Source organism: Streptomyces misionensis (genome assembly GCF_900104815.1).
Taxonomy (GTDB): domain Bacteria; phylum Actinomycetota; class Actinomycetes; order Streptomycetales; family Streptomycetaceae; genus Streptomyces; species Streptomyces misionensis.
Genome location: NZ_FNTD01000004.1, coordinates 5237863 through 5261566, shown reverse-complemented (window position 1 = coordinate 5261566; position 23704 = coordinate 5237863). Strand labels below are relative to the sequence as shown.

22 protein-coding genes and 1 riboswitch are annotated in these 23704 nt (G+C 70.5%); of the genes, 14 read left to right on the top strand and 8 right to left on the bottom strand.

Annotated elements, in window-relative coordinates; translation table 11 throughout:
• Positions 1-90: 90 nt before the first annotated feature.
• Positions 91-1497 (bottom strand): family 2B encapsulin nanocompartment shell protein, encoded by a 1407-nt coding sequence (locus BLW85_RS25705; RefSeq protein ID WP_070026790.1) that lies wholly within the window; start codon positions 1495-1497, stop codon positions 91-93.
• A 215-nt stretch (positions 1498-1712) separates the two neighbouring features.
• Between BLW85_RS25705 and BLW85_RS25700 the strand changes: the two genes are divergently transcribed.
• The gene (locus tag BLW85_RS25700; protein WP_074993216.1) at positions 1713-2615 is read left to right on the top strand and encodes a 1-aminocyclopropane-1-carboxylate deaminase/D-cysteine desulfhydrase; all 903 of its coding nucleotides are present in this window, start codon (positions 1713-1715) and stop codon (positions 2613-2615) included.
• 62 nt (positions 2616-2677) lie between these two features.
• Here the strand turns inward: BLW85_RS25700 and BLW85_RS25695 are convergent, their stop codons facing one another.
• A complete protein-coding gene (locus BLW85_RS25695; RefSeq protein WP_074993215.1) occupies positions 2678-4273 on the bottom strand; it encodes a Na+/H+ antiporter in 1596 nt (531 codons plus the stop codon).
• A 61-nt stretch (positions 4274-4334) separates the two neighbouring features.
• Between BLW85_RS25695 and BLW85_RS25690 the strand changes: the two genes are divergently transcribed.
• The 3 genes from BLW85_RS25690 to BLW85_RS25680 all read left to right on the top strand — a co-directional run bounded on the left by BLW85_RS25690 (position 4335) and on the right by BLW85_RS25680 (position 6452).
• On the top strand, positions 4335-4595 hold the full coding sequence (locus BLW85_RS25690) for a UBP-type zinc finger domain-containing protein (RefSeq protein ID WP_070026796.1): 261 nt from the start codon (positions 4335-4337) through the stop codon (positions 4593-4595).
• Between the two features lie 343 nt (positions 4596-4938).
• Complete coding sequence (locus BLW85_RS25685; protein WP_009190566.1) at positions 4939-5355, top strand: ATP-binding protein; 417 nt, start codon at positions 4939-4941, stop codon at positions 5353-5355.
• A gap of 20 nt (positions 5356-5375) precedes the next feature.
• Positions 5376-6452, top strand: a complete 1077-nt coding sequence (locus BLW85_RS25680) for an RNA polymerase sigma factor SigF (RefSeq protein WP_177330111.1) — start codon at positions 5376-5378, stop codon at positions 6450-6452.
• Positions 6453-6462: 10 nt separating this feature from the next.
• Here BLW85_RS25680 and BLW85_RS25675 read toward each other — a convergent pair whose 3' ends face one another.
• Positions 6463-6906 (bottom strand): hypothetical protein, encoded by a 444-nt coding sequence (locus tag BLW85_RS25675; RefSeq protein WP_074993214.1) that lies wholly within the window; start codon positions 6904-6906, stop codon positions 6463-6465.
• Positions 6907-7101: 195 nt separating this feature from the next.
• On the opposite strand from BLW85_RS25675, the gene BLW85_RS25670 reads away from it, so the two are divergent.
• Both BLW85_RS25670 and BLW85_RS25665 read left to right on the top strand, forming a co-directional pair.
• On the top strand, positions 7102-8067 hold the full coding sequence (locus BLW85_RS25670; RefSeq protein ID WP_074993213.1) for a diacylglycerol/lipid kinase family protein: 966 nt from the start codon (positions 7102-7104) through the stop codon (positions 8065-8067).
• A 320-nt stretch (positions 8068-8387) separates the two neighbouring features.
• On the top strand, positions 8388-8645 hold the full coding sequence (locus BLW85_RS25665; RefSeq protein ID WP_003992873.1) for a WhiB family transcriptional regulator: 258 nt from the start codon (positions 8388-8390) through the stop codon (positions 8643-8645).
• A 240-nt stretch (positions 8646-8885) separates the two neighbouring features.
• Here the strand turns inward: BLW85_RS25665 and BLW85_RS25660 are convergent, their stop codons facing one another.
• On the bottom strand, positions 8886-10352 hold the full coding sequence (locus BLW85_RS25660; RefSeq protein ID WP_070026801.1) for a sensor histidine kinase: 1467 nt from the start codon (positions 10350-10352) through the stop codon (positions 8886-8888).
• A 524-nt stretch (positions 10353-10876) separates the two neighbouring features.
• Here BLW85_RS25660 and nagB point away from each other — a divergent pair.
• The 7 genes from nagB (at position 10877) to BLW85_RS25625 (ending at position 19059) form a co-directional block, all read left to right on the top strand.
• Complete coding sequence (gene nagB, locus BLW85_RS25655; RefSeq protein WP_074993212.1) at positions 10877-11662, top strand: glucosamine-6-phosphate deaminase; 786 nt, start codon at positions 10877-10879, stop codon at positions 11660-11662.
• Positions 11663-12013: 351 nt separating this feature from the next.
• Positions 12014-12778, top strand: coding sequence for a GntR family transcriptional regulator (locus BLW85_RS25650; protein WP_070026804.1), 765 nt, complete (start codon positions 12014-12016; stop codon positions 12776-12778).
• Positions 12779-12903: 125 nt separating this feature from the next.
• The gene (locus BLW85_RS25645) at positions 12904-13167 is read left to right on the top strand and encodes a DUF3311 domain-containing protein (protein WP_070026806.1); all 264 of its coding nucleotides are present in this window, start codon (positions 12904-12906) and stop codon (positions 13165-13167) included.
• Entirely contained in the window at positions 13164-14792 is a 1629-nt protein-coding gene (mctP, locus tag BLW85_RS25640; RefSeq protein ID WP_070026808.1) for a monocarboxylate uptake permease MctP, read from the top strand. The genes BLW85_RS25645 and mctP overlap by 4 nt, the downstream gene beginning before the upstream one ends.
• An 82-nt stretch (positions 14793-14874) precedes the next feature.
• Entirely contained in the window at positions 14875-15381 is a 507-nt protein-coding gene (locus BLW85_RS25635) for a GNAT family N-acetyltransferase (RefSeq protein ID WP_074996207.1), read from the top strand.
• Between the two features lie 52 nt (positions 15382-15433).
• A riboswitch (cobalamin riboswitch) is annotated at positions 15434-15558 on the top strand.
• Positions 15559-15682: 124 nt separating this feature from the next.
• Positions 15683-18046, top strand: coding sequence for a ribonucleoside-diphosphate reductase subunit alpha (locus BLW85_RS25630; RefSeq protein ID WP_074993211.1), 2364 nt, complete (start codon positions 15683-15685; stop codon positions 18044-18046).
• Positions 18047-18102: 56 nt separating this feature from the next.
• The gene (locus tag BLW85_RS25625) at positions 18103-19059 is read left to right on the top strand and encodes a ribonucleotide-diphosphate reductase subunit beta (RefSeq protein ID WP_239697933.1); all 957 of its coding nucleotides are present in this window, start codon (positions 18103-18105) and stop codon (positions 19057-19059) included.
• Here BLW85_RS25625 and BLW85_RS25620 read toward each other — a convergent pair.
• Positions 18972-19214, bottom strand: a complete 243-nt coding sequence (locus tag BLW85_RS25620; RefSeq protein WP_071828859.1) for a hypothetical protein — start codon at positions 19212-19214, stop codon at positions 18972-18974. The genes BLW85_RS25625 and BLW85_RS25620 overlap by 88 nt on opposite strands.
• A gap of 92 nt (positions 19215-19306) precedes the next feature.
• Here BLW85_RS25620 and BLW85_RS25615 point away from each other — a divergent pair, with 92 nt between their 5' ends.
• Entirely contained in the window at positions 19307-20269 is a 963-nt protein-coding gene (locus BLW85_RS25615; protein WP_070026811.1) for a GlxA family transcriptional regulator, read from the top strand.
• A gap of 27 nt (positions 20270-20296) precedes the next feature.
• On the opposite strand, the gene BLW85_RS25610 is transcribed toward BLW85_RS25615, so the two are convergent.
• The 3 genes from BLW85_RS25610 to def all read right to left on the bottom strand — a co-directional run bounded on the left by BLW85_RS25610 (position 20297) and on the right by def (position 23691).
• Positions 20297-21670, bottom strand: coding sequence for a bifunctional albaflavenone monooxygenase/terpene synthase (locus tag BLW85_RS25610; protein WP_070026813.1), 1374 nt, complete (start codon positions 21668-21670; stop codon positions 20297-20299).
• Positions 21667-22752 carry an epi-isozizaene synthase gene (cyc1, locus tag BLW85_RS25605; RefSeq protein ID WP_107409180.1) on the bottom strand — a complete coding sequence of 362 codons (1086 nt, stop codon included), beginning with the start codon at positions 22750-22752 and terminating at the stop codon, positions 21667-21669. Before cyc1 ends, BLW85_RS25610 begins: the two co-directional genes overlap by 4 nt.
• 288 nt (positions 22753-23040) lie before the next feature.
• The gene (gene def / locus BLW85_RS25600) at positions 23041-23691 is read right to left on the bottom strand and encodes a peptide deformylase (protein WP_070026817.1); all 651 of its coding nucleotides are present in this window, start codon (positions 23689-23691) and stop codon (positions 23041-23043) included.
• Between the last annotated feature and the right edge of the window lie 13 nt (positions 23692-23704).

Below are 23704 nucleotides of genomic sequence, written 5' to 3'. Positions count from 1 at the left end.
GGGCGCCGGCGACGCCGGCCCGGCCGGACGCGTACCCCGAGGGTGTACCCGCCCGGACGGCCGGGGACACGGCCGCGACGTGCGGAAACGTCACCTCCAGCGGCCGATCTCGACGTTCTCCAGCACACCGAGCGCGTCCGGCACCAGGACGGCGGCCGAGTAATAGGCCGTGACCAGGTATTTGATGATCGCCTGCTCGTTGATGCCCATGAAGCGGACGGACAGGCTCGGTTCGATCTCGTCCGGGATGCCGGACTGCCGCAGACCGATGACGCCCTGGTCCTCCTCGCCCGTACGCATCGCGATGATCGAGGTGGTCCGCGCCTCGCTGATCGGGATCTTGTTGCACGGGTACAGCGGCACCCCGCGCCAGGTGGGGATGCGGTTGCCGCCGATGTCGATCGTCTCCGGCACCAGCCCCCGCTTGTTCAGCTCGCGTCCGAACGCGGCGATCGCGCGCGGGTGGGCGAGGAACAGCTTGGTCCCGCGGCGGCGGCTGAGCAGCTCGTCCATGTCGTCCGGACTGGGCACCCCGGCGTGCGGCTGGATCCGCTGGTCGTACTCGCAGTTGCTGAGCAGGCCGAAGTCCGGGTTGTTGATCAGCTCGTGCTCCTGGCGCTCCTTCAGCGCCTCGACCGTGAGCCGCAGCTGCTGCTCGGTCTGGTTCATCGGCTGGTTGTAGAGGTCGGCCACCCGGGAGTGGATGCGCAGCACCGTCTGCGCGATGCTCAACTCGTACTCGCGGGGCCGGGGTTCGTAGTCGACGAAGGTGTGCGGGATGTCCGGCTCGCCGGAGTGGCCGGCCGCCAGCTCGACCTCCTTCTCGCCGTACTTGTTGGTGCGCTGCTCCGGGATCGAGCGCACCCGCGCGAGATGGTCCCGCAGCGAGGGCGAGCGCTGCGCGATCTCCTCGAAGTCCTGGCGGCTGAGGATCAGTACGGTGGTGGCGGTGCCGGCGCGGACCGTGTACTCCCAGATGGACTCGCCGTCCAGCAGCGCCTGGTCGCCGAAGTAGGCGCCGTCGGCGAGGACGCCGAGGACCGAGTCGTCGCCGTAGGGGCCGGTGGCGACCTTCTCGACCCGGCCGTGGGCGAGCAGGTAGACCCCGTCGTTGCGGTTGCCGAAGTCGGCGATGACCTCGCCGGGCGCGAAGGCACGCTGGCGGCAGCGGCGGGCCAGTTCGGCCAGCACCTCCTCGTCCTCGAACGAACGCAGGGCCGGCAGTTCGCCGAGCTCGGCCGGGATGACCTCCACCTGGTCCCCGGTCTTCACGAAGGTGATACGGCCGTCGCCGACGGCGTAGGTCAGCCGCCGGTTCACCCGGTATGTGCCGCCCTGGATGTCCACCCAGGGGAGCGTGCGCAGCAGCCAGCGGGAGGTGATCTCCTGCATCTGCGGAACGGACTTGGTGGTGGTGGCCAGGTTCCGCGCTGCCGCCGTCCCGAGGGACTGCTGCGGCCTGCCCTGATCCGTGCGGACCTCATCGCCTACCGACATAGAGAAATGCCCTCCCATGTAACGCGCCGGTCGCAGTGCACCGGTCTCGCAACGAGAGTCCCACCACTCACGGTGGGGCACCATTACCCGAAAGAAGGGGAATGGATCATCGGATTACTGGGCACAAAGGGGAGTCCCGTCGGCGGCACGGTCGGCCGCTCCCCTGTCCGCACCCCCCGCTGGGCGCCATCACGGGGCTCGGTGACAATGGCACCGTGACCAGCAGCGATCCCCTCACCCCCCGGCTCCCGTCGCCCCTGACGGAAGTCCGGGACGCGCGGTTCGACCGGCGGGGGCTGCGGCTGGTGCTCAAGCGCGACGACCTCGTCCATCCCGAGCTGATCGGCAACAAGTGGCGCAAGCTCGTGCCGAACATCGCGGCGGCGGGGGGACGCCCGCTCGTCACCTTCGGCGGCGCCTACTCCAACCACCTGCGGGCCACCGCCGCGGCCGGCCGGCTGCTCGGGCTGGACACCACCGGGGTGGTCCGCGGCCAGGAGCTGGCCGACCGGCCGCTGAACCCGTCGCTGGCCCGGTGCGTGGCGGACGGCATGCGGCTGCACTTCGTCGAGCGGTCGGTCTACCGCCGCAAGGCGGAGCCGCGGACCCTGGCGGCGATCCTGCGGGCGGCCGGGGCGCGGGACGCGTACGTCGTCCCGGAGGGCGGCAGCAACGCCGAGGCCGTGCGCGGCTGCCGGGCCCTCGGAGAGGAACTGCGCGGGCACGCCGATGTGGTCGCGGTCGCCTGCGGCACCGGTGGCACGCTCGCCGGGCTCGCCGCGGGGCTGGGGCGCGGGCAGCGGGCGCTCGGGGTGCCGGTGCTCAAGGGCGGCTTCCTGGAGGCCGAGGTGCGGGCGTTGCAGGAACGTGCCTTCGGCGGCCGTACCGGCGACTGGTCCCTGGACGACCGCTTCCACTTCGGCGGGTACGCGCGCACGACGCCCGAACTCGACGCGTTCGCCGATGACTTCGGGCAACGGCACGGGCTGCCCGTGGAACGTCTCTATGTCGCCAAGGTGCTCTACGGACTTGTCGCCCTCGCCGAGGAGGGCGCCTGGCCGCGCGGGACGACCCTCGCGGCCGTCGTCACCGGCCGCCCGTTCCCCGAGACCGCCTGACCCGCCGACCGCCTGACCCGCCGACCGCCTGCCCGTCTCACCACCGGACCGCCCGGCGGTGCCTACGCCGTGTCCCGGTGGGCCGCCGCCTCCTCCAGGTCCAGGTGCCTGAGCAGGGCGCGCAGCATCTCGTCGTCGATGTGGCGGCCGTCGCGCAGCCGCACGAAGACCTCGCGCTCGGCACTGATCATCTCGCGGGACAGCCGGCGGTAGGTGTCGTCCACGGACTCGCCGGTGAGCGGGTTGACCTGGCCGAGGCGTTCCCAGACGGCGTTGCGGCGGCGCTCCAGGACGATGCGCAGGCGGTCGGCGAGCGGCGGCGGGAGGGCGTTGCGCTCGTCGGCGAGGAGTTCGTCCAGGCGGCGTTCGGCGGCCAGCGAGGCCTGCGCCTGGGCGTTGGCCTCGGCCAGCGTCTCGGCCTGCCGGTCGCGGCCGGGGAACCTCATCAGGCGGATCAGCGGCGCCAGGGTGAGCCCCTGCACGACCAGGGTGCCGATGACGGTGGTGAAGGTCAGGAAGAGGACCATGTCGCGCTGCGGGAAGGGGGCGCCGCCGCGCACGGTCTGCGGGATGGAGAAGGCGATGGCCAGGGACACCACGCCGCGCATCCCGGCCCAGGAGACCACGACCGGCGCCCGCCAGGTGGGGTTCTCCTCGCGCTCCCGCACGCGCCGCGACAGCAGGCGCGGCAGGAAGGTCGCCGGGAACGTCCACACGAACCGGGCCGCGACGACGACCAGGAAGACGGCGACGGCGTACCAGACGGCGTCGGCGCCGTGGTAGGCGCCGAGCCCCTTGAGGATGGGCGGCAGCTGGAGGCCGATCAGCGCGAACACGGCCGACTCCAGCAGGAAGGCGACCATCCGCCACACCGCCTCCTCCTGGAGCCGGGTGGCGAAGTCGACCTCCCAGGAGTGGTGTCCCAGGTAGACGGCGACCACGACGACGGCCAGCACCCCGGAGGCGTGCACCTGCTCGGCGACCCCGTAGGCGACGAACGGGATCAGCAGGGAGAGGGTGTTCTGGAGCAGCGCCTCGGTCAGCCGGGTGCGCAGCCAGTGGATCGGCACCATGAGCACCAGGCCGACGACGACACCGCCGACCGACGCGCGCAGGAACTCCTCGAAGCCGCCGGCCCAGGTGGAGCCCGCGCCGACGGCGGCGGCGACGGCGACCTTGTAGGCGGTGATCGCGGTGGCGTCGTTCAGCAGCGACTCGCCCTGGAGGATCGTGGTGATCCGGGACGGCAGCCCGACCCGGCGGGCGATCGCCGCGGCGGCGACCGCGTCCGTCGGCGCCACGACCGCGCCGAGCACCAGGGCGGCGGGCAGCGGCAGCCCCGGTACGACGAGGTAGGCGGCCCATCCCACCAGGAAGGTCGCGAAGAGCACGTACCCGACGGACAGCAGCCCCACCGGCCGCTTCTGCGCCCTCAGGTCGAGGTAGGAGCTTTCGGTGCCCTCCTTGTAGAGCAGCGGGGGCAGCACCAGGGGCAGCACGACGTCGGGTTCGAGCGTGTAGTCGGGCATGCCGGGGACGTACGACACCGCCAGACCCACCGCGACCAGCAGCAGCGGGGCCGGCACCGGTGTGCGCCGGGCCACCCCCGCCACCGCGGCACTGCCCGCCACCAGCAACAGCAGCGGCATCACGTCCATGCTTCCCGCCCACCCTCTTTTTCCGCGCGGCCACCCGCACACCCGTCGTAATCTGGCAATCATGAAACAGTGCACGCACGCCGACGCGCTGCCGCACCCGGAGCCCGAACCGCTGAGCGCGACCTGCCCGGAGTGCCTGGCGGACGGAACGCACCCGGTGCAGCTGCGGCTCTGCCTGACCTGTGGGCACGTCGGCTGCTGCGACTCCTCGCCGGGCCGGCACGCCACCGGGCACCACGAGAAGTCCGGTCACCCGGTGATGCGGACCTTCGAGCCGGGCGAGGACTGGCGGTGGTGCTTCGTCGACCACGTCCTGGTCTGAACCGCGGGCGGGGCCGCCGGCGCACGGGACGGGCACCGGATCGTTGATCGTGTTCCCGTCCGGCCACCTTCTCGTGTGACACTGCATGCGGCGGCGGTTGTACGACGGTTCGGGCGTCTGACGTCTGGGTACGTCAACCCGGCGCGCGCTCATCCGATTTGGGGCCGCACACCCCCTAGACACGGAGCGTATCCACAGCTTTACTGTGAGTGACGCCAGGGGGTTGGGGTCCCCGGAACGGGAACATTCGGCGCGCGATAGCGTCACCGCTTGAACCATCTACGCGTTAGCCCCGGGGGGCGACCCTCGGCCCCGTAAAGCTTGTACCACCATGGAGGTGAGGGTGTCCCAGATCGCAGGCGAACCCGCGGCGAACCAGGATTTCGTGGAGGTCCGGCTGCCGGCCGCGGGTGCCTACCTGTCGGTGCTGCGGACGGCCACGGCCGGTCTGGCGGCCCGCTTGGACTTCACCCTGGACGAGATCGAGGATCTGCGCATCGCCGTGGACGAGGCCTGCGCGATCCTGCTCCAGCAGGCCGTACCCGGCTCGGTGCTCAGCTGCGTCTTCCGGCTCGTCGACGACTCGCTGGAAGTCACCGTCTCGGCGCCGACCACGGACGGCCATGCCCCTTCGCGGGACACCTTCGCCTGGACCGTGCTGTCGGCCCTCGCGGGGAAGGTCTCGTCCGCCGTCGACGAGGACAAGACGGTGTCCATCAGCCTCTACAAACAGCGCGGCGCGGGTCCCGGGCCGGCGTGAGGGAGAACGGGGACGGTCCGGTGCGGGACGAAGAGCGCGGCACGCGGGAGCTGCCGACCGGGGACGGGGGTGCCCCCTGGTCGAGTGCGGCCGAGACGTCCGGGGAGAGCCCCCGCGACGGTTCCCGGCGCATGGCGGACGGCATCGACGGCATCCCCGAGCAGGCCAGGCCCCATCCGGAGGACCACTCCGCGCGGCCCGGCGGTGCGGACACCCCGCCGAAGGCCCGCGGCGGGGCGAGGGCTCGGGGAAGGGCTACGGGCGGGACGATGAGCGAGCACGAGCGGTACGCGGACGACGACGCGCTGGGCGCCGAGGCCGCGCATGCCGCGGCGCACGACCCGCAGGACCGCAGCGGGGCCCGGGCGATGTTCGTCGAGCTGCGCGGGCTCGACGCGGGCAGCGCGGAGTACGCGGAGCTGCGCAACCAGCTGGTCCGCATGCACCTGCCGCTCGTGGAGCACCTGGCCCGCCGCTTCCGCAACCGCGGCGAGCCGCTGGACGACCTCACCCAGGTCGCCACCATCGGGCTGATCAAGTCCGTGGACCGGTTCGACCCGGAGCGGGGCGTGGAGTTCTCCACGTACGCCACCCCGACCGTCGTCGGCGAGATCAAGCGGCACTTCCGGGACAAGGGCTGGGCGGTGCGCGTGCCGCGCCGGCTCCAGGAGCTGCGGCTTTCGCTGACCACGGCGACGGCCGAGCTGTCCCAGCTGCACGGACGCTCCCCCACGGTGCACGAGCTGGCCGAGAAACTGGCGATCTCCGAGGAGGAGGTCCTGGAGGGCCTGGAGTCCGCGAACGCGTACTCCACGCTGTCCCTGGACGTCCCCGACACCGACGACGAGTCCCCGGCGGTCGCCGACACGCTCGGCGCGGAGGATGAGGCGCTGGAGGGCGTCGAGTACCGGGAGTCCCTCAAGCCGCTGCTGGAGGACCTGCCGCCGCGGGAGAAGCGGATCCTGCTGCTGCGCTTCTTCGGGAACATGACCCAGTCGCAGATCGCGCAGGAGGTCGGGATCTCCCAGATGCACGTCTCCCGGCTGCTGGCGCGCACGCTGGCGCAGCTGCGGGAGAAGCTGCTGGTGGAGGAGTAGAGCGCCTGCCCTACTCAGCGCGGCCCGGTCCCTTGATGCCGAGGGCCTGGGTCGTCTCCCGGTTGACGAGGAGCACGAGCGCGGCCACGGCGACCGCCGCGAGCGCGATGCCCGCGGGCACGGCCATGCTGTCGGCCTTCAGCAGGTTGTAGGCCACGGGGAGGGCGATCAGCTGCGTGATCACGGCGGGGCCCCGGCTCCAGCCGCGGCGCAGCAGCAGTCCCCGGGCGGCGAGCAGCGGCAGCAGCGCGAGCACGGCCAGGGTGACGCCCAGGGTCACCGCCTGCTGCCGGTCGTCCGGCGAGCCGGTGAGGCCGAGCACCAGCACCCACAGGCCGCCGGCGAGCAGGGCGACACCCTCCAGGGCGGCGAGGACGGCGGCGTACGTCAGCCGGCGGGGCCGGGTGCCGGCGCCCTCGGCGGTCTCCTGCGGGGAAGTCTGCTCACTGCTCACCCCAGCAGGGTAGCCGCCGGCGGGTCGCGGACGGGGACGGGGACACTCGCCGCCGACGCGCCGCGGACCCGGCCTCGCCCGGTTTCCCCGTGGCCCCCGTGACACGCGGTACGTGTCCAGGGTCACGCCCCCGCCTCTTACCCGTTCCACACCTCGGGCTGGGGTGAGTACCACCCAGTAGGTACCCTGCCTTGCATGCGTGCTCTTCTCGTGGTCAATCCGGCGGCTACCACCACAAGCGCACGCAGGCGTGATGTGCTGATCCACGCGCTCGCCAGCGAGATGAAGCTGGAGGCGGTGACCACCGAGTACCGGGGACACGCCCGGGACCTGGGACGGCAGGCCGCGGAGAGCGACGACATCGACATGGTCGTGGCGCTCGGCGGCGACGGCACCGTCAACGAGGTGGTCAACGGGCTGCTGCACGCCGGCCCCGACGACCGGCTGCCCGGACTCGCCGTCGTGCCCGGCGGCTCCACCAACGTCTTCGCCCGCGCGCTCGGGCTGCCCAACGATCCCGTGGAGGCCACCGGCGCCCTGCTGGACGCCCTGCGCGAGGGCCGGGAGCGGGTGGTGGGCCTCGGTCTGACCTCGGGACCGCCCGGCTCCGAGGACGAGGGCGTGCCGAGCCGCTGGTTCACCTTCAACGCGGGGCTGGGCTTCGACGCGGGCGTCGTCGGCCGGGTCGAGCAGCAGCGCGAGCGCGGCAAGAAGTCGACGCACGCCCTGTACGTCCGCCAGGTGCTCCGGCAGTTCCTCGGCGAGGCCAACCGCCGCCGCGGCACGATCACCCTGGAGCGGCCCGGCGAGGACCCGATCGAGGACCTGGTTGTCGCCATAGTCTCGAACACGTCCCCTTGGACGTATCTCGGCAATCGCCCGATGTACACGTCGCCTAAGGCCTCGTTCGACACGGGCATCGACGTGCTCGGCCTGAGCCGCCTGTCGACGGCCGCGGTTGCCCGGTATGGCACCCAGTTGCTCACTTCGTCCCCCGAGCGCGGACCCCATGGCAGACATGCGGTCTCGCTCCATGATCTGGACCGCTTCACCTTGCATTCGAAGGCGCCCCTCCCCCTCCAGATGGACGGTGACCACCTGGGGCTGCGCAGAAGCGTGACGTTCACAGGCGTACGCCGCGCACTGCGTGTGATTGTGTGAGTGGAAGGGGCGAAAGTCCTTTCACTCGAACGTTTAGGCCAGGGTCCACCCCATGGAAGTACGGCTGTGACCCAGTCGACACCGAGGAATCAAAAAAAACTTTCCGGAAGGGGTTGTATCCGCCGCTGAGGTTTGCGAGTCTCTACGTGGCGATCGGGACGGCCCGCAACACCGGCCTCCACTGATCACCGGAACCCCTCTTCATACCAAGGACCCCGCCGGGGAAGACCCGGCGTTCGGCCCTTCACTTGTCGAGGGATTCGTGAAAGCGTTCACATTCACAAGCAACTTGCACGTAATACCAAGGAGAGGTAGCAGCCATGGACTGGCGTCACAACGCCGTTTGCCGCGAGGAAGACCCCGAGCTCTTCTTCCCCATCGGCAACACCGGTCCCGCGCTGCTGCAGATCGAGGAAGCCAAGGCCGTCTGCCGCCGCTGCCCGGTGATCGAGCAGTGTCTGCAGTGGGCGCTTGAGTCCGGCCAGGACTCCGGCGTCTGGGGTGGCCTCAGCGAGGACGAGCGTCGCGCGATGAAGCGCCGTGCCGCCCGCAACCGGGCCCGTCAGGCCTCCGCCTGACATACCCACCCCAGGTGACAGCCTGAGCTTGGCGGCGCGTACATCGCGTACGCATCTCCCGCCCCGAGCCGCAGCGCGCAGTACCCCCCGATGCCGCCAGCGAACAGCAGCGCAGCAACGAGCACAAGCCCCGGACCAACGACGGTCCGGGGCTTTCTGCTGTGTCCACCGCCGCGCTCCCCCGGCGCCCCCCGCCCGAACGGCCGACGGGGAAAGGCCCGTTGACCGGGCCCTCGCGTACTACTTCGCCGCGCGCACCGGGATGTCCAGCAGCACCCGGGTCCCCCGCTCCGGCGCCGGGACCATGTCGAAGGTGCCGCCCAGCTCGCCCTCCACCAGGGTCCGTACGATCTGCAGCCCCAGGTTTCCCGAGCGGTGCGGGTCGAAGCCCTCGGGCAGCCCGACGCCGTCGTCCTGCACCGTGACCAGCAGGCGGGCCTCCTTGGTCGTACCGCCGCGCACCGCCGAGACCTCCACCGTGCCGGTCTCGCCCTCGCCGAAGCCGTGCTCCAGGGCGTTCTGCAGCACCTCGGTGAGGACCATGGACAGCGGGGTGGCCACCTCGGCGTCGAGTATTCCGAACCGCCCGCTGCGCCGGCCGGTCACCTTGCCCGGCGAGATCTCGGCGACCATCGCGAGCACCCGGTCGGCGATGTCGTCGAACTCCACCCGCTCGTCCAGGTTCTGGGACAGCGTCTCGTGCACGATGGCGATGGAGCCGACCCGGCGCACCGCCTCCTCCAGGGCCGCGCGACCGCGCTCGGAGTCGATGCGCCGGGCCTGGAGCCGCAGCAGCGCGGCCACCGTCTGGAGGTTGTTCTTCACCCGGTGGTGGATCTCCCGGATGGTGGCGTCCTTGGTGATCAACTCGCGCTCGCGCCGCCGCAGTTCGGTGACGTCCCGGCAGAGCACCAGCGCCCCGATCCGGGTTCCCTTGGGCTTGAGCGGGATGGAGCGGAACTGGATCACGCCGTCCGCCGACTCGATCTCGAACTCGCGCGGCGCCCAGCCGCTGGCCACCTTCGCCAGCGCCTCGTCCACCGGGCCCCGGGTGGGGGCCAGCTCGGCGGTGGTCTGCCCGAGGTGGTGCCCGACCAGGTCGGCGGCGAGGCCGAGCCGGTGGTAGGCGGACAGGGCGTTCGGGGAGGCGTACTGGACGATGCCGTCGGCGTCCAGCCGGATCAGGCCGTCGCCGACGCGCGGGGAGGCGTCCATGTCGACCTGCTGGCCCGGGAAGGGGAAGGAGCCGGCCGCGATCATCTGGGCGAGGTCGGAGGCGCTCTGGAGGTAGGTCAGCTCCAGCCGGCTCGGGGTGCGCACGGTGAGCAGATTGGTGTTGCGGGCGATCACGCCGAGGACCCGGCCCTCGCGCCGCACGGGGATGGACTCCACCCGTACGGGGACCTCTTCACGCCACTCCGGGTCACCCTCGCGCACGATCCGGCCCTCGTCCAGGGCCGCGTCCAGCATGGGCCGGCGGCCGCGCGGGACCAGGTGGCCGACCATGTCGTCCTGGTAGGAGGTGGGGCCGGTGTTGGGGCGCATCTGGGCGACCGAGACGTACCGGGTGCCGTCCCTGGTGGGGACCCAGAGCACCAGGTCGGCGAAGGAGAGGTCGGACAGCAGCTGCCACTCCGAGACCAGCAGGTGCAGCCACTCCAGGTCGGAGTCGTCGAGGGCGGTGTGCTGGCGGACCAGCTCGTTCATGGAGGGCACCCTGCGAGCGTACCGGGGCCCCTGACCTGGCCGGAAAACACCCGCGGGCCGCGGCGCCTGGAAGGGACCCTCAACCCTCCCGGCACCGCAGCCCGGAGCATCATCGGCCGCGGGGTGTGCGGTCCCGGTCGGCCGAAGGCCGAGGAGCCGGGGCAGTCAGGGCAGAGAGCACCGGTTCCTCGATCCGCCTTCCTGTGCGGGGAAGACGGAGGCTTGTCCTCTTCGAGCGTCGAACCACCGGTTCGAACGGTTCGAACAGTTCTCTTCGATTGTGGACTAGACCATGGGGCATGTCCATGCCCCCGCGGGCACGTACGACGCCGTCCGGCGGCCGTCCGCACCCCTGGCACTGGATGCCACGCGCAGCCTAGCCCGCCCGGGTCGGCCGTGGGGACAGAAGGCGACGGCAATTTCCGCGACCCCGCGCCCGGAGCCATCGGCAGCGTGGGCCCATTCTGTTAGATTGGTCTAAACCACATAGACGCACCGAGCCCTCTCCAGAACGGCAGGCCCACGTGGAAGTTGTCATCGTTCCGGACGCCGCGGCGGGTGGCGAGCTGATCGCCGAGGCCATGGCACAGCTGCTGCGACGCAAGCCCGACGCCCTGCTCGGCGTCGCCACCGGCTCCACTCCGCTCCCCGTCTACCAGGCGCTCGCCGCCAAGGTGCGGGCCGGCGCCGTGGACACCTCGCGGGCCCGCATAGCCCAGCTCGACGAGTACGTGGGGCTGCCCGCCGACCACCCCGAGTCCTACCGCTCGGTGCTGCGCCGGGAGGTGCTGGAGCCGCTCGGCATCGGCATGGACGCCTTCCTCGGCCCCGACGGCACGGCCGAGGACATCCAGGCGGCGTGCGCGGCGTACGACCGCACGCTCGCCGCGGCCGGCGGGGTGGACCTGCAGCTCCTCGGGATCGGCACCGACGGGCACATCGGCTTCAACGAGCCCTGCTCCTCGCTCGCCTCCCGCACCCGGATCAAGACCCTGACCGAGCAGACCCGCGTCGACAACGCGCGCTTCTTCGAGGGCGACATCGAGCAGGTCCCGCACCACGTCGTCACCCAGGGCATCGGCACCATCCTGGAGGCCCGCCACCTGGTGCTGCTGGCGACCGGCGAGGGCAAGGCGGACGCGGTCGCGGCGAGCGTCGAGGGCCCGGTCGCGGCCGTCTGCCCGGCCTCCGCGCTCCAGCTGCACCCGCACGCGACGGTGGTGGTGGACGAGGCGGCCGCCGCCAAGCTGAAGCTGGCCGACTACTTCCGGCACACGTACCGCAACAAGCCGGAGTGGCAGGGGATCTAGCGCTGTGACCGGAAAGGTTCACCGGCTCGCGACGCCCGGCACGGCACCTCGCCGCGTTGTCGCGTCACCCGAGTACATCCAGTACGCGGGCGACGCTCCGCCTTGCGATGCACCGCACCGGACGCCGCGAGCTTTCCGGCGAACCTTCCCGGCCACAGCACTAGTCCGCGGCAGGGGCGGCGACCGCACCCGTCGCCCCTGTTGGACTAGACCAGCCATGGTCGCGACGGTATATAGAGGGGATCACGGAGCGTGCGGGTGGAGTCCTGACGCAGCAAGCCGTGCCACGATGTGAGCCGTGGCCGATGGGATGTCGGTCGCTTTCGGCATCCGGAGCCGGGAAGGCAGAGCATGAGCACCGATGTCAGCAGTGCGGAGAACGAGGCCGGCACGACCGTCCGTACCGCGCGCGTGCCGAAGTACTACCGTCTGAAGAAGCATCTGCTCGACATGACGGAGACGCAGGCACCGGGCACGCCGGTCCCGCCGGAGCGCACGCTGGCCGCGGAGTTCGACACGTCCCGCACCACGGTCCGCCAGGCATTGCAGGAGCTGGTCGTGGAGGGCCGCCTGGAGCGCATCCAGGGCAAGGGCACCTTCGTCGCCAAGCCCAAGGTCTCCCAGGCGCTCCAGCTCACCTCCTACACCGAGGACATGCGCGCCCAGGGCCTGGAGCCGACCTCGCAGCTGCTGGACATCGGCTACATCACCGCCGACGACCGGCTCGCCGGGCTGCTGGACATCGCCGCCGGGGGGCGCGTGCTGCGCATCGAGCGGCTGCGCATGGCCAACGGCGAGCCCATGGCGATAGAGACCACGCACCTGTCCGCCAAGCGCTTCCCCGCGCTGCGCCGCTCGCTGGTCAAGTACACGTCCCTCTACACCGCGCTCGCCGAGGTGTACGACGTCCATCTCGCCGAGGCCGAGGAGACCATCGAGACCTCCCTGGCCACCCCGCGCGAGGCGAGCCTGCTGGGCACCGACGTGGGCCTGCCGATGCTGATGCTGTCCCGGCACTCCGTGGACCGCTCGGGCCGGCCGGTGGAGTGGGTGCGCTCGGTCTACCGGGGCGACCGGTACAAGTTCGTCGCCCGTCTCAAGCGGCCCCTGGACTAGTCCGGGACCCCGCCTTCGCCGAATCGATATACCGACCTGCGGACAGGGTCTTCCTCTGCCCGGACACCGTCACCTAGATTGCCTGCGCATTACACAGGTGATCAGCGAGGGGACGGAGCCGTGACATGTCCGAAACACCTGAAGTGAGACCACCGGTCGTGACACCGGTGAGGGTGATCATCGGCCTGTGTCTCGTCGCGCCCTTCGTGGCGATGCTGTGGGTCGGCTCGTACGCGAAGACGGACCCCGCCTTCATCGGGATCCCGTTCTTCTACTGGTACCAGATGGTCTGGGTGCTGATCTCCACCGCGCTCACCATGATCGCGTACAAGCTGTGGCAGCACGACCAGCGCTCCCGCAAGGACGCGCAGGGGGGTGCGGCACGGTGAAGGACGGCGTCAACGGCGTCGCGCTCGGCGTCTTCATCTTCTTCTTCCTGGCCGTCACGGTCATGGGCTTCCTCGCCGCACGCTGGCGGCGGGCCGAGAACGAGCACTCCCTGGACGAATGGGGCCTGGGCGGACGGTCGTTCGGCACCTGGATCACCTGGTTCCTGCTCGGCGGTGACCTGTACACGGCGTACACCTTCGTCGCCGTGCCCGCGGCGATCTACGCGGCGGGCGCGTCCGGCTTCTTCGCGGTGCCCTACACGATCCTGGTGTACCCGCTGATCTTCACCTTCCTGCCGCGCCTGTGGTCGGTCTCGCACCGCCACGGGTACGTGACCACCTCCGACTTCGTGCGCGGCCGGTTCGGCTCGAAGGGGCTGTCGCTCGCGGTGGCGCTGACCGGCATCCTCGCGACGATGCCGTACATCGCGCTGCAACTCGTCGGCATCCAGGCGGTGCTGGACGTGATGGGCGTGGGCGGCGGGGACAACACCAACGAGTTCGTGAAGGACCTGCCGCTGCTGATCGCCTTCGCGGTGCTGGCGGCGTACACGTACTCCTCGGGTCTGCGGGCGCCCGCGCTGATCGCCTTCGTCAAGGACGCGCTGATCTACATCGTGATCCTGGTGGCGATCATCTACATCCCGATCAAGCTGGGCGGGTTCGACGACATCTTCGCCAAGGCCGGCCACGCCTTCAGCCAGCTCAGCCCGGCCACCGGCAAGCCGCGCGGGGCGCTCGCCCCACCGCCGGCGGGCCAGTGGTCGTACGCCACCCTGGCGCTGGGCTCGGCGCTCGCGCTGTTCATGTACCCGCACTCGATCACCGCGACGCTCTCCTCCCGCAGCCGTGAGGTGATCCGGCGCAACACCACCATCCTGCCGCTGTACTCGCTGATGCTCGGCCTGCTGGCGCTGCTGGGCTTCATGGCGATCGCGGCCGGGGTCAAGGTGGACAACGGGCAGCTGGCGATCCCGCAGCTGTTCGAGGACATGTTCCCGGACTGGTTCACGGGCGTGGCCTTCGCGGCCATCGGCATCGGCGCGCTGGTCCCGGCGGCGATCATGTCCATCGCGGCGGCGAACCTCTTCACCCGCAACATCTACAAGGACTTCATCAAGCCGGACGCCACGCCGAAGCAGGAGGCCCAGGTCTCCAAGTTCGTGTCGCTGCTGGTGAAGGTGGGCGCGCTGGTCTTCGTGCTCGGCATGGACAAGACGGTCGCGATCAACTTCCAGCTGCTCGGCGGCATCTGGATCCTGCAGACCTTCCCGGCGCTGGTCGGCGGTCTGTTCACCCGCTGGTTCCACCGCTGGGCGCTGCTCGCCGGCTGGGCGGTCGGCATGGTCTACGGCACCCTCGCCGCGTACGGTGTCGCCTCGCCGACCCAGAAGCACTTCGGCGGCTCGGCCGACGAGATCCCGGGCATCGGCCAGATCGGCTACATCGGCATGACGGCGTTCGTGCTGAACGTCGTGGTCACCGTCGTCCTCACCGTCGTCCTCAAGGCCGTGAAGGCCCCCGAGGGCGTGGACGAGACGAGCCCCTCGGACTACACGGCCGACGCGGGCGACGCGGGGGTCGAGGTGGAACTGCCGCCGGCCACGGCGGGCACCACCCACTGACCGGATCCGGAGACGAGGAACCGCGCACGGGCCGCCGGAAAGCACATGCTCCGGCGGCCCGTTGTCGTGCACACTCGCCGGCATGGACATCCGAATCCGACCCGCCGACCCGGCCGAGTACGACGAACTCGGCGAACTCACGGCCGAGGCGTACCTCCTCGACGACCTCCTCGACTTCGGCGCGAGCGACCCGTACCTCACCGTGCTCAAGGACGTGGCCGCGCGAGCCGCCTCGGCCGAGGTGCTCGCCGCCGTGTTGGGGGACCGCGTCGTCGGCGGCGTGACCTTCGTCCCCTCGGGCGGCCCCGTCGCCGACATCGCGCGCCCCGGCGAGGCCGAGATCCGGGCGCTGGCGGTGCGGCGCGAGGCGCGCGGCAGGGGTGCCGGCGAAGCCCTCGTGCGCGCCTGTGTCGAGCGCGCGCGGGCCACCGCGGGGTGCTCGTCCGTCGTCCTCTCCAGCCAGCGCGCCATGCACAGCGCCCACCGGCTCTACGAACGCCTCGGGTTCGTGCGCACGCCCGAGCGGGACTGGAACCCCCTCCCGGAGCTGGACGACGTCACTCTCATCACCTACAAGTTGACGCTCTGATACCAGGGCGACACAACATCTGGGGGTGACACGGCAGCCCGGCACTAGATGTATGCTCATGCTCGCTGTCGCCGCAGGGGAATCCGGTGCGAATCCGGAACTGTCCCGCAACGGTGTACTTGTGCGTATCCGCGCACAGGAGTCAGTCCGAGGACCTGCCGACAGCGCACCCGGCCGTCCGGTCCGGGTGCCCTGAGACGTCCGGGCCTCGTGGAGTGGGCCGGTGGACGCGACGCCGTGTGCGCTCGTGGCTGCCCCTGCCCTCCGCCAGGCCCCCGTGCCGAGCGAGGGAGAGCCCCACGTGACCATCGCGCCAGCCGAACCGGCATCAGCCCCGGATCTGGAGAACGACGGTCCCGGTGCCGCGCTGCTGCGGACCCTGACCGAGCTGACCGGAGACCTCCCCGACGCCGACCCCGGCCGGGTCGCCGCCGCCGCGCTGCGCGGCCGGTCGGCCCACGCCGACGAGGCGGAGCTGCGCGAACTGGCGACCGAGGCCGCGGCCGGCCTGATCTCCGAGGACCCCGCGTACTCGCGGCTCGCCGCCCGGCTGCTGACCGTCTCCATCCGGGCCGAGGCCGCCTCGCAGGGCGTGACCTCGTTCACCGAGTCGGTCGCCGTCGGACACCGCGAAGGCCTCATCGCCGACCGGACCGCCGAGTTCGCGCGGGTCCACGCCGCTCGCCTGGACGCGCTGGTGGACACCGGCGCCGACGACCGCTTCGGCTACTTCGGCCTGCGCACCCTGCACAGCCGCTACCTGCTGCGCCACCCGATCACCCGCAAGGTCATCGAGACGCCCCAGCACTTCATGCTGCGGGTCGCCGCGGGGCTGGCCGAGGACGACTCCGTCCGCGCTCTGGACGAGGTCGCCGCGCTCTACGGGCTCATGAGCCGGCTCGACTACCTGCCCTCCTCCCCCACGCTGTTCAACTCCGGCACCCGGCACCCCCAGATGTCGTCCTGCTACCTCCTCGACTCCCCGCTGGACGAGCTGGACTCCATCTACGACCGCTACCACCAGGTCGCCCGGCTCTCCAAGCACGCCGGCGGCATCGGGCTGTCGTACTCCCGCATCCGGGCCCGCGGTTCGCTGATCCGGGGCACCAACGGGCACTCCAACGGCATCGTGCCGTTCCTGAAGACCCTGGACGCCTCGGTGGCCGCGGTGAACCAGGGAGGCCGGCGCAAGGGCGCGGCCGCGGTGTACCTGGAGACCTGGCACTCCGACATCGAGGAGTTCCTGGAGCTGCGGGACAACACCGGTGAGGACGCCCGCCGCACGCACAACCTGAACCTCGCGCACTGGGTGCCGGACGAGTTCATGCGCCGGGTCGACGCCGACGAGCAGTGGTCGCTGTTCTCCCCGGCGGACGTGCCTCAGCTGGTGGACCTGTGGGGCGCCGAGTTCGACGCCGCCTACCGCGAGGCGGAGCGCAAGGGGCTCGCGCGCAAGACCATGCCCGCCCGGGAGCTGTACGGCCGGATGATGCGCACCCTCGCGCAGACCGGCCAGGGCTGGATGACCTTCAAGGACGCCGCCAACCGCACCGCCAACCAGACCGCGGAGCCGGGCCAGGTCATCCACTCCTCCAACCTCTGCACGGAGATCCTGGAGGTCACCGACGACGGCGAGACGGCGGTCTGCAACCTGGGCTCCGTCAACCTGGGCGCGTTCGTCGACACGGCGACGGGGGACATCGACTGGGAGCGGCTCGACGAGACCGTCCGCACCGCCGTCACCTTCCTCGACCGCGTCGTGGACATCAACTTCTACCCGACCGAGCAGGCCGGCCGCTCCAACGCGAAGTGGCGTCCGGTGGGCCTGGGCGCGATGGGCCTCCAGGACGTCTTCTTCAAGCTGCGGCTGCCCTTCGACTCGCCGGAGGCGAAGGCGCTGTCCACCCGGATCGCCGAGCGGATCATGCTCGCCGCGTACGAGGCGTCCGCCGACCTCGCCGAGCGCAGCGGCCCGCTGCCGGCCTGGGAGCGGACCCGGACCGCGCGCGGGGTGCTGCACCCCGACCACTACGGCGTCCAGGAGACCTGGCCGGAGCGCTGGGCGGCGCTGCGCACCCGGATCGCGGCGGTCGGCCTGCGCAACTCGCTGCTGCTGGCGATCGCCCCGACGGCCACCATCGCCTCCATCGCGGGCGTGTACGAGTGCATCGAGCCGCAGGTGTCCAACCTGTTCAAGCGCGAGACGCTGTCCGGGGAGTTCCTCCAGGTCAACTCCTACCTGGTGCAGGACCTGAAGGACCTGGGCGTCTGGGACGCGCGCACCCGGGAGGCGCTGCGCGAGTCCAACGGCTCGGTGCAGGGCTTCGCGTGGATCCCCGAGGACGTGCGGACGCTGTACCGCACGGCGTGGGAGATCCCGCAGCGCGGCCTGATCGACATGGCGGCGGCGCGCACCCCGTTCCTCGACCAGGCGCAGTCCCTGAACCTGTTCATGGAGACGCCGACCATCGGCAAGCTCTCCTCGATGTACGCGTACGCCTGGAAGTCCGGGCTGAAGACGACGTACTACCTGCGTTCGCGCCCGGCGACCCGGATCGCCCGTGCCGCCCGTGCGCAGCAGACCATCCCCGTCCAGCAGGTCGCCGACCCCGAGGCCGTCGCCTGCTCCCTGGAAAACCCCGAGTCCTGCGAGGCCTGCCAGTGAAGACCGAACGCAACACCAACCTGCTCGACCCGGGCTTCGAACTGACCCTGCGTCCCATGCGCTACCCGGACTTCTACGAGCGCTACCGGGACGCCATCAAGAACACCTGGACCGTGGAGGAGGTCGACCTCCACTCGGACGTCGCCGACCTCGCCAAGCTCAGCCCGGCCGAGCAGCATCTGATCGGCCGCCTGGTCGCGTTCTTCGCGACGGGTGACTCGATCGTCGCCAACAACCTGGTGCTGACGCTGTACAAGCACATCAACTCCCCCGAGGCGCGGCTGTACCTGAGCCGTCAGCTGTTCGAGGAGGCGGTGCACGTCCAGTTCTACCTGACGCTGCTGGACACCTACCTGCCCGACCCGGACGACCGGGCGGCGGCGTTCGCGGCCGTCGAGAACATCCCGTCGATCCGCTCGAAGGCCGAGTTCTGCTTCAAGTGGATCGACTCGGTGGAGCGGATCGACCGGCTGGAGACGCAGGCGGACCGCCGGCGCTTCCTGCTCAACCTGATCTGCTTCGCCGCGTGCATCGAGGGCCTGTTCTTCTACGGCGCCTTCGCGTACGTCTACTGGTTCCGCAGCCGGGGCCTGCTGCACGGCCTGGCCACCGGCACCAACTGGGTGTTCCGCGACGAGACGATGCACATGTCCTTCGCCTTCGACGTGGTCGACACCGTCCGCAAGGAGGAGCCGGAGCTGTTCGACGACCGGCTCCGGCAGGAGGTCACCGACATGCTGCGGGAGGCCGTCGAGGCCGAGCTGCAGTTCGCGCGCGACCTGTGCGGTGACGGCCTCCCGGGCATGAACACCGAGTCGATGCGGCAGTACCTGGAGTGCGTGGCCGACCAGCGGCTGACCCGGCTGGGCTTCGCGCCGGTCTACGGCTCCGAGAACCCCTTCTCCTTCATGGAGCTCCAGGGCGTTCAGGAGCTGACCAACTTCTTCGAGCGGCGTCCGTCGGCGTACCAGGTGGCGGTGGAGGGCACCGTCGACCTGGACGAGGACTTCTGAGCCTCCTGCTCCGCGTGGGCCTCCTGGGCCTTCCTGATCTGCCGGTCGATGCGCCTGTCGCGCAGGATGCCGAGCACGGAGGGAAGGACCAGGAGGACCAGGATGCCGAGGGTGGCGGTCATTCCGATCAGGCCTTGGATCTGGTTTCCAGTCATGCCACCACTGTCCTGCCGGACGCTCCTGACCGGGAGTGGCAGGACTGCCGTACACCCTCGAATTGCTGCCAGTGCTGCGGCACACTGGGGGCATGCTGAAGAACGTGGCCGCCGTGCTGCTGAACGGAGTGCACCCCTTCGAGCTGGGCGTCGTCTGCGAGGTGTTCGGCATCGACCGCAGCGACGAGGGACTGCCGGTGTACGACTTCGCCGTGGTCTCGGCCGAGGGGCCCGAGCTCGGCACCCACTGCGGGTTCACCGTCTCCACCCCGCACGGCCTGGAGCGGCTGGAAGAGGCCGATCTGATCGCCGTGCCGGCCGGCGAGAGCTACGTCGAGCGGGACTATCCGCCGGAGCTCCTCGACGCGCTGCGCCGGGCGGTCGGGCGCGGCTGCCGGGTGCTGAGCGTCTGCTCCGGGGTGTTCGTGCTGGCCGCCGCGGGACTGCTGGACGGACGGCGGTGCGCGGTGCACTGGCACCATGCCGAGCGGCTGGCCCGGCGCTATCCGCGGCTCGCCGTGGAACCGGACGTCCTGTACGTGGACGAGGACCCGGTGATCACCTCCGCCGGCACCGCGGCCGGCATCGACGCCTGTCTGCACCTGGTGCGCAAGGAGCAGGGTCCGGAGGTCGCCAACAAGATCGCCCGGCGGATGGTGGTCCCGCCGCACCGGGACGGCGGCCAGGCCCAGTACATCGAGCGGCCGCTGCCCAAGGCGCCCTGCGACACCGTCGGCGAGGTGCTGGTGTGGATGGAGGAGCACCTGGACACGGAGGTGACCGTGGAGCAGCTCGCCGCTCGCGCCCACATGGCCCCGCGCACCTTCGCCCGCCGCTTCCAGCAGGAGACCGGGACCACGCCCTACCGCTGGATCCTGCGCCAACGGGTGTTGCGCGCCCAGGAGTTGCTGGAGGGCACGGACGAGACCGTGGACGCGATCGCCGCCCGCACCGGGTTCGGCACGGCGGCCGCGCTGCGCCACCAGTTCGTCCGGGCGCTCGGCACCACGCCGAACGCCTACCGGCGCGCGTTCCGGGGCCCTCAGGCCGCCTGAGCGCGCGCCGGCGGGAGACGTCCGGGCCTACCAGGGCAGCGGCCGCAGCCGCAGGTTGTCCGGGCGCAGGGTGATGCCCACGCGGACCGCGTCGTTGGAGTCGGCGGCCGGTTCGAAGCGGTACCTGGCCGTGACCGCCGCCGTGATCAGACTCAGCTGGGCCATCGAGAAGTGGTCGCTGGGGCACTTGCGGTTGCCGACGCTGAAGGGGCTCATGGCGTACTTCGGCACCTCCTTGGCCCGCTCCGGCAGCCAGCGGTCCGGGTCGAAGTCGAGGTGGCGGTCGTACGAGCGGGGGTCGCGCTGAATGGCGTACGGGCTGTAGATGATGTCCGCACCGGCCGGAATGCGATAGTCGCCCAGCGCGGTGTCGGCGGTCGCCCGGCGGGTCAGAATCCATACGGCGGGACGCAGCCGGATGGCCTCCAGGATGAGATTGTTGGTGTGCCTGAGGGAGCGGACGTGTTCGAATCCGACAGGCCGGCCACCGGTCACGGATTCGACCTCCGCGCGCACCTTCTCCGCGTGCTCCGGGTGTTCCGCGAGCGCCTGGAGCAGCCACATGATCGTGGACGCGATCGTTTCGGCACCGGGGGTGATTATCGCCACGACCTGATCGTGGATCTCCTGCTCCCCGATGGGCTCACCATTGTCGTCCTTCGCCTCCAGCAATGCCGTCAGCAAATCGTCCGGCTTTTGACCGGATGCCCTCCGCTCGGCGACGATCTCGTCCACGAGCAGATGCAAATCGGCCAGAGCGCGGTTGAATTCGCGGTTGGCCGGAAACGGCAGTCGGTACAGCGGCCCCAGCGGGACCACCATCCGCCGGTACATCCCACGGAAAACGGTGGCGAGGTCGGTGCTCAGCCGCTCGGCGCGCTCGTCCATGAACGCGCCGCGCAGCAGGCAGCGGGCCGCCATCCGGACGGCCACCCGGAAGGCCTCCGAGGTGCAGTCGACGGTCTCGCCGGGGCGCCAGCGCTCGGTCAGGGCGTGCGCCTCCTCCTCCATGATCGGGCCGTAGGCCGGGATCGCGTCCATCCGGAAGGCCGGCTGGATGGTGCGGCGCTGGCGCCGGTGCACGGGGCCGTTGGCGGTGGCCACGCCCTCCTTGCCGAGCAGGCCCACCAGGGACTCCCAGACCGGGCCGTCGATCTTGAAGTCCGGGCTGAGGGCGAGCGCGCCGGTGAGTTCGGGGGTGGTCACCGCGTACACGGTCTTGGGGCCGAGCCTGAGGCGCACGATGTCGCCGTGGTCGCGCAGCCGGGACATGAAGTCCAGCGGATCGCGGACCAGTTTGAGGCCGTGCCCGAACACCGGCACGGCGCCGCCGGCCAGGGGTGGTTCGCGCAACTGCGCCGGGGCGTCGGAGGTCTGGGGCTGCACAGACTCGACGGTCATTTCTCACCTGCCGCTTCGTTCGTGACGTACGGGGGCGTGGAGCGGTCGTCCCAGCTGTCCACCATGTACCGGCCGGACTCGTGGTGGAACCAGTAGACGGAGCTGAACCAGTTGCGCATGTTGCCGACGCAGATGCGGACGGCGGTACTCAGTTCCTTTCCGCGGACCGTGCCGTCGGCAAGTGCGTCCGCGAATTCAAGGGCCTCGCGTTCGGCGTCGAGAAATTCGTGGACGCAGTCCTCGACGCGTCGCCTGACATCGTCCACCGCCTCTTCCAGGGTCATCCCCTCATGGGTGATGAGACTGATCCCGAGATTGTGGACCTCGTCGCCCGCTATTTCCTTCGGAAGTGAACACAGATCGTTGTACCAGGCGGCGAATTCCTGACTGAGCAGGGCGGCACGGCGATAGGCCGGGTGCTTCCGGACGAAGGACGGGAGTTCGCAACCGGCACCGACTTCCAGCAGATCCGTCCAGATCCGGTGCGCGAAGGTGAGACGGCGCAGTGCCAGATATTCTTCGACGCCCGGTATGTATCCCCTGGTGCGGTTCCGGAATTCACGGTCGTACGCCTCGACGACCGCGTGGAAGTGCCGGGCGAACCGCTGGTTCCAGGTGCGCGACAGAAACCCGTAGAGCCGCAGCACGCTGTCGGCGAAGCCCGCTACCAGCGGGTCCGGGTGGTGCAGATGGTGCCGGGGAGCGTCGAGTGCCGCGTGCAGCCGGTGCCGCAGCCGCCGCCAGTCGCCCACCCGGCCGTGCACGATGTCGCGGTCGTGACGGTCGTCCCAGACGAAGAACCAGGCGCTGTAGTCCGCAATGGCCTGGAGCACGTCCTCGGAGGCGTCCGTGTAGTAGCCCGCCATCAGGTCGGTGTAGCGCAGATCGTCCGCGTACTCGCGCACCTTCTCCGCCGGCATCAGCCGTTTTTCCAGCAGCCAGTGCCGGGTCTTCTCCTGGAGCCGGGGCCAATACGGGTGAAGTTGCCGGGGAAAACGGGACTCGATCACCGGGAGCGCCAGTGAGGGTGGTACCGCGACCGCCGTCGGTGACTCTGTGGTGCTGTGTGGGAAAGCTTGCACAGAACAAACCCCTCTCAGCCGCCGGATACGCACGCCCTCGGGTGTGCCGGGCGCGCGCCGTGCCTGTCCCTCACTTCCCATTCAGCACTACAACTGACCGCTGTGGGAACGGATTTGCTTCACTCACTACCCCAAGATGCCGAGAAGCCCCTCTTGTGTGACCGGGAAATGATCACCGGCGGCAGCGGAAACGAGTGCCTGTACGACGCACTGACGGGCGAAGAAGGGCAAGAAGAAGGGCGCCCGGCCGGGGTGATCCCGGCGGGGCGCCCAACATGTCGGCAGCCGCTAGTCGTTGGCGACCACGGGGTAGCGCGGCTCGTTCTCGGCCATCTGCCGCAGCGCGTCCTTGCGGTCCCGCTTGGACAGCCGGTCGATGTAGAGGTAGCCGTAGAGGTGGTCGGTCTCGTGCTGCAGGCACCGTGCGAAGTACCCGGTGCCGCGGACCTTGATCGGGTTGCCCTGCTCGTCCTGGCCGGTCACCTCGGCGTAGTCGGGACGCGCGAGCGCGGCGTAGGCGCCGGGCACGGACAGGCAGCCCTCGTTGCTGTCGTCCAGCCGGCGCCGGTCCGCGGGCAGCTCGACGAGCTTCGGGTTGCACACCACGCCGACGTGCCGGACGCCCTCGTCGTCCTGGCAGTCGTAGACGAAGACCTTCAGGTCGACGCCGATCTGGTTGGCGGCGAGCCCCACGCCCTCGGCGGTGCGCTGGCTGGCGAACATGTCGGCGACCAGCTGCCGCAGCTCCTCGCCGAACTCGGTGACGTCCTTGCACTCCTTGTGCAGCACCGGGTTGCCGACGACCGTGATCGGGCGCGAGGTCCCGCTCTCCCGCCAGGCCTTCTCGCGCCCCTCGCAGTCCTCCGTGTCCACGACATAGCCCTCGTCGTCGACGGGGAGCACGCCCGCGTGCTGCTGATCGGTGTCCTGCTGCGCCATGACCGACGTACGC

Excerpts from the sequence above, each read along its gene's own strand:
- BLW85_RS25695 (WP_074993215.1), bottom strand. The coding sequence starts at position 4,273 with ATGGACGTGATGCCGCTGCTGTTGCTGGTGGCGGGCAGTGCCGCGGTG.
- BLW85_RS25635 (WP_074996207.1), top strand. The coding sequence starts at position 14,875 with ATGGACATCCGAATCCGACCCGCCGACCCGGCCGAGTACGACGAACTC.
- BLW85_RS25620 (WP_071828859.1), bottom strand. The coding sequence starts at position 19,214 with ATGACTGGAAACCAGATCCAAGGCCTGATCGGAATGACCGCCACCCTC.
- BLW85_RS25645 (WP_070026806.1), top strand. The coding sequence starts at position 12,904 with ATGTCCGAAACACCTGAAGTGAGACCACCGGTCGTGACACCGGTGAGG.
- BLW85_RS25660 (WP_070026801.1), bottom strand. The coding sequence starts at position 10,352 with ATGAACGAGCTGGTCCGCCAGCACACCGCCCTCGACGACTCCGACCTG.
- def (WP_070026817.1), bottom strand. The coding sequence starts at position 23,691 with ATGGCGCAGCAGGACACCGATCAGCAGCACGCGGGCGTGCTCCCCGTC.
- BLW85_RS25650 (WP_070026804.1), top strand. The coding sequence starts at position 12,014 with ATGAGCACCGATGTCAGCAGTGCGGAGAACGAGGCCGGCACGACCGTC.
- BLW85_RS25625 (WP_239697933.1), top strand. The coding sequence starts at position 18,103 with ATGCGCTACCCGGACTTCTACGAGCGCTACCGGGACGCCATCAAGAAC.
- BLW85_RS25670 (WP_074993213.1), top strand. The coding sequence starts at position 7,102 with ATGCGTGCTCTTCTCGTGGTCAATCCGGCGGCTACCACCACAAGCGCA.
- BLW85_RS25705 (WP_070026790.1), bottom strand. The coding sequence starts at position 1,497 with ATGTCGGTAGGCGATGAGGTCCGCACGGATCAGGGCAGGCCGCAGCAG.
- BLW85_RS25690 (WP_070026796.1), top strand. The coding sequence starts at position 4,335 with ATGAAACAGTGCACGCACGCCGACGCGCTGCCGCACCCGGAGCCCGAA.
- BLW85_RS25610 (WP_070026813.1), bottom strand. The coding sequence starts at position 21,670 with ATGACCGTCGAGTCTGTGCAGCCCCAGACCTCCGACGCCCCGGCGCAG.
- BLW85_RS25615 (WP_070026811.1), top strand. The coding sequence starts at position 19,307 with ATGCTGAAGAACGTGGCCGCCGTGCTGCTGAACGGAGTGCACCCCTTC.
- BLW85_RS25665 (WP_003992873.1), top strand. The coding sequence starts at position 8,388 with ATGGACTGGCGTCACAACGCCGTTTGCCGCGAGGAAGACCCCGAGCTC.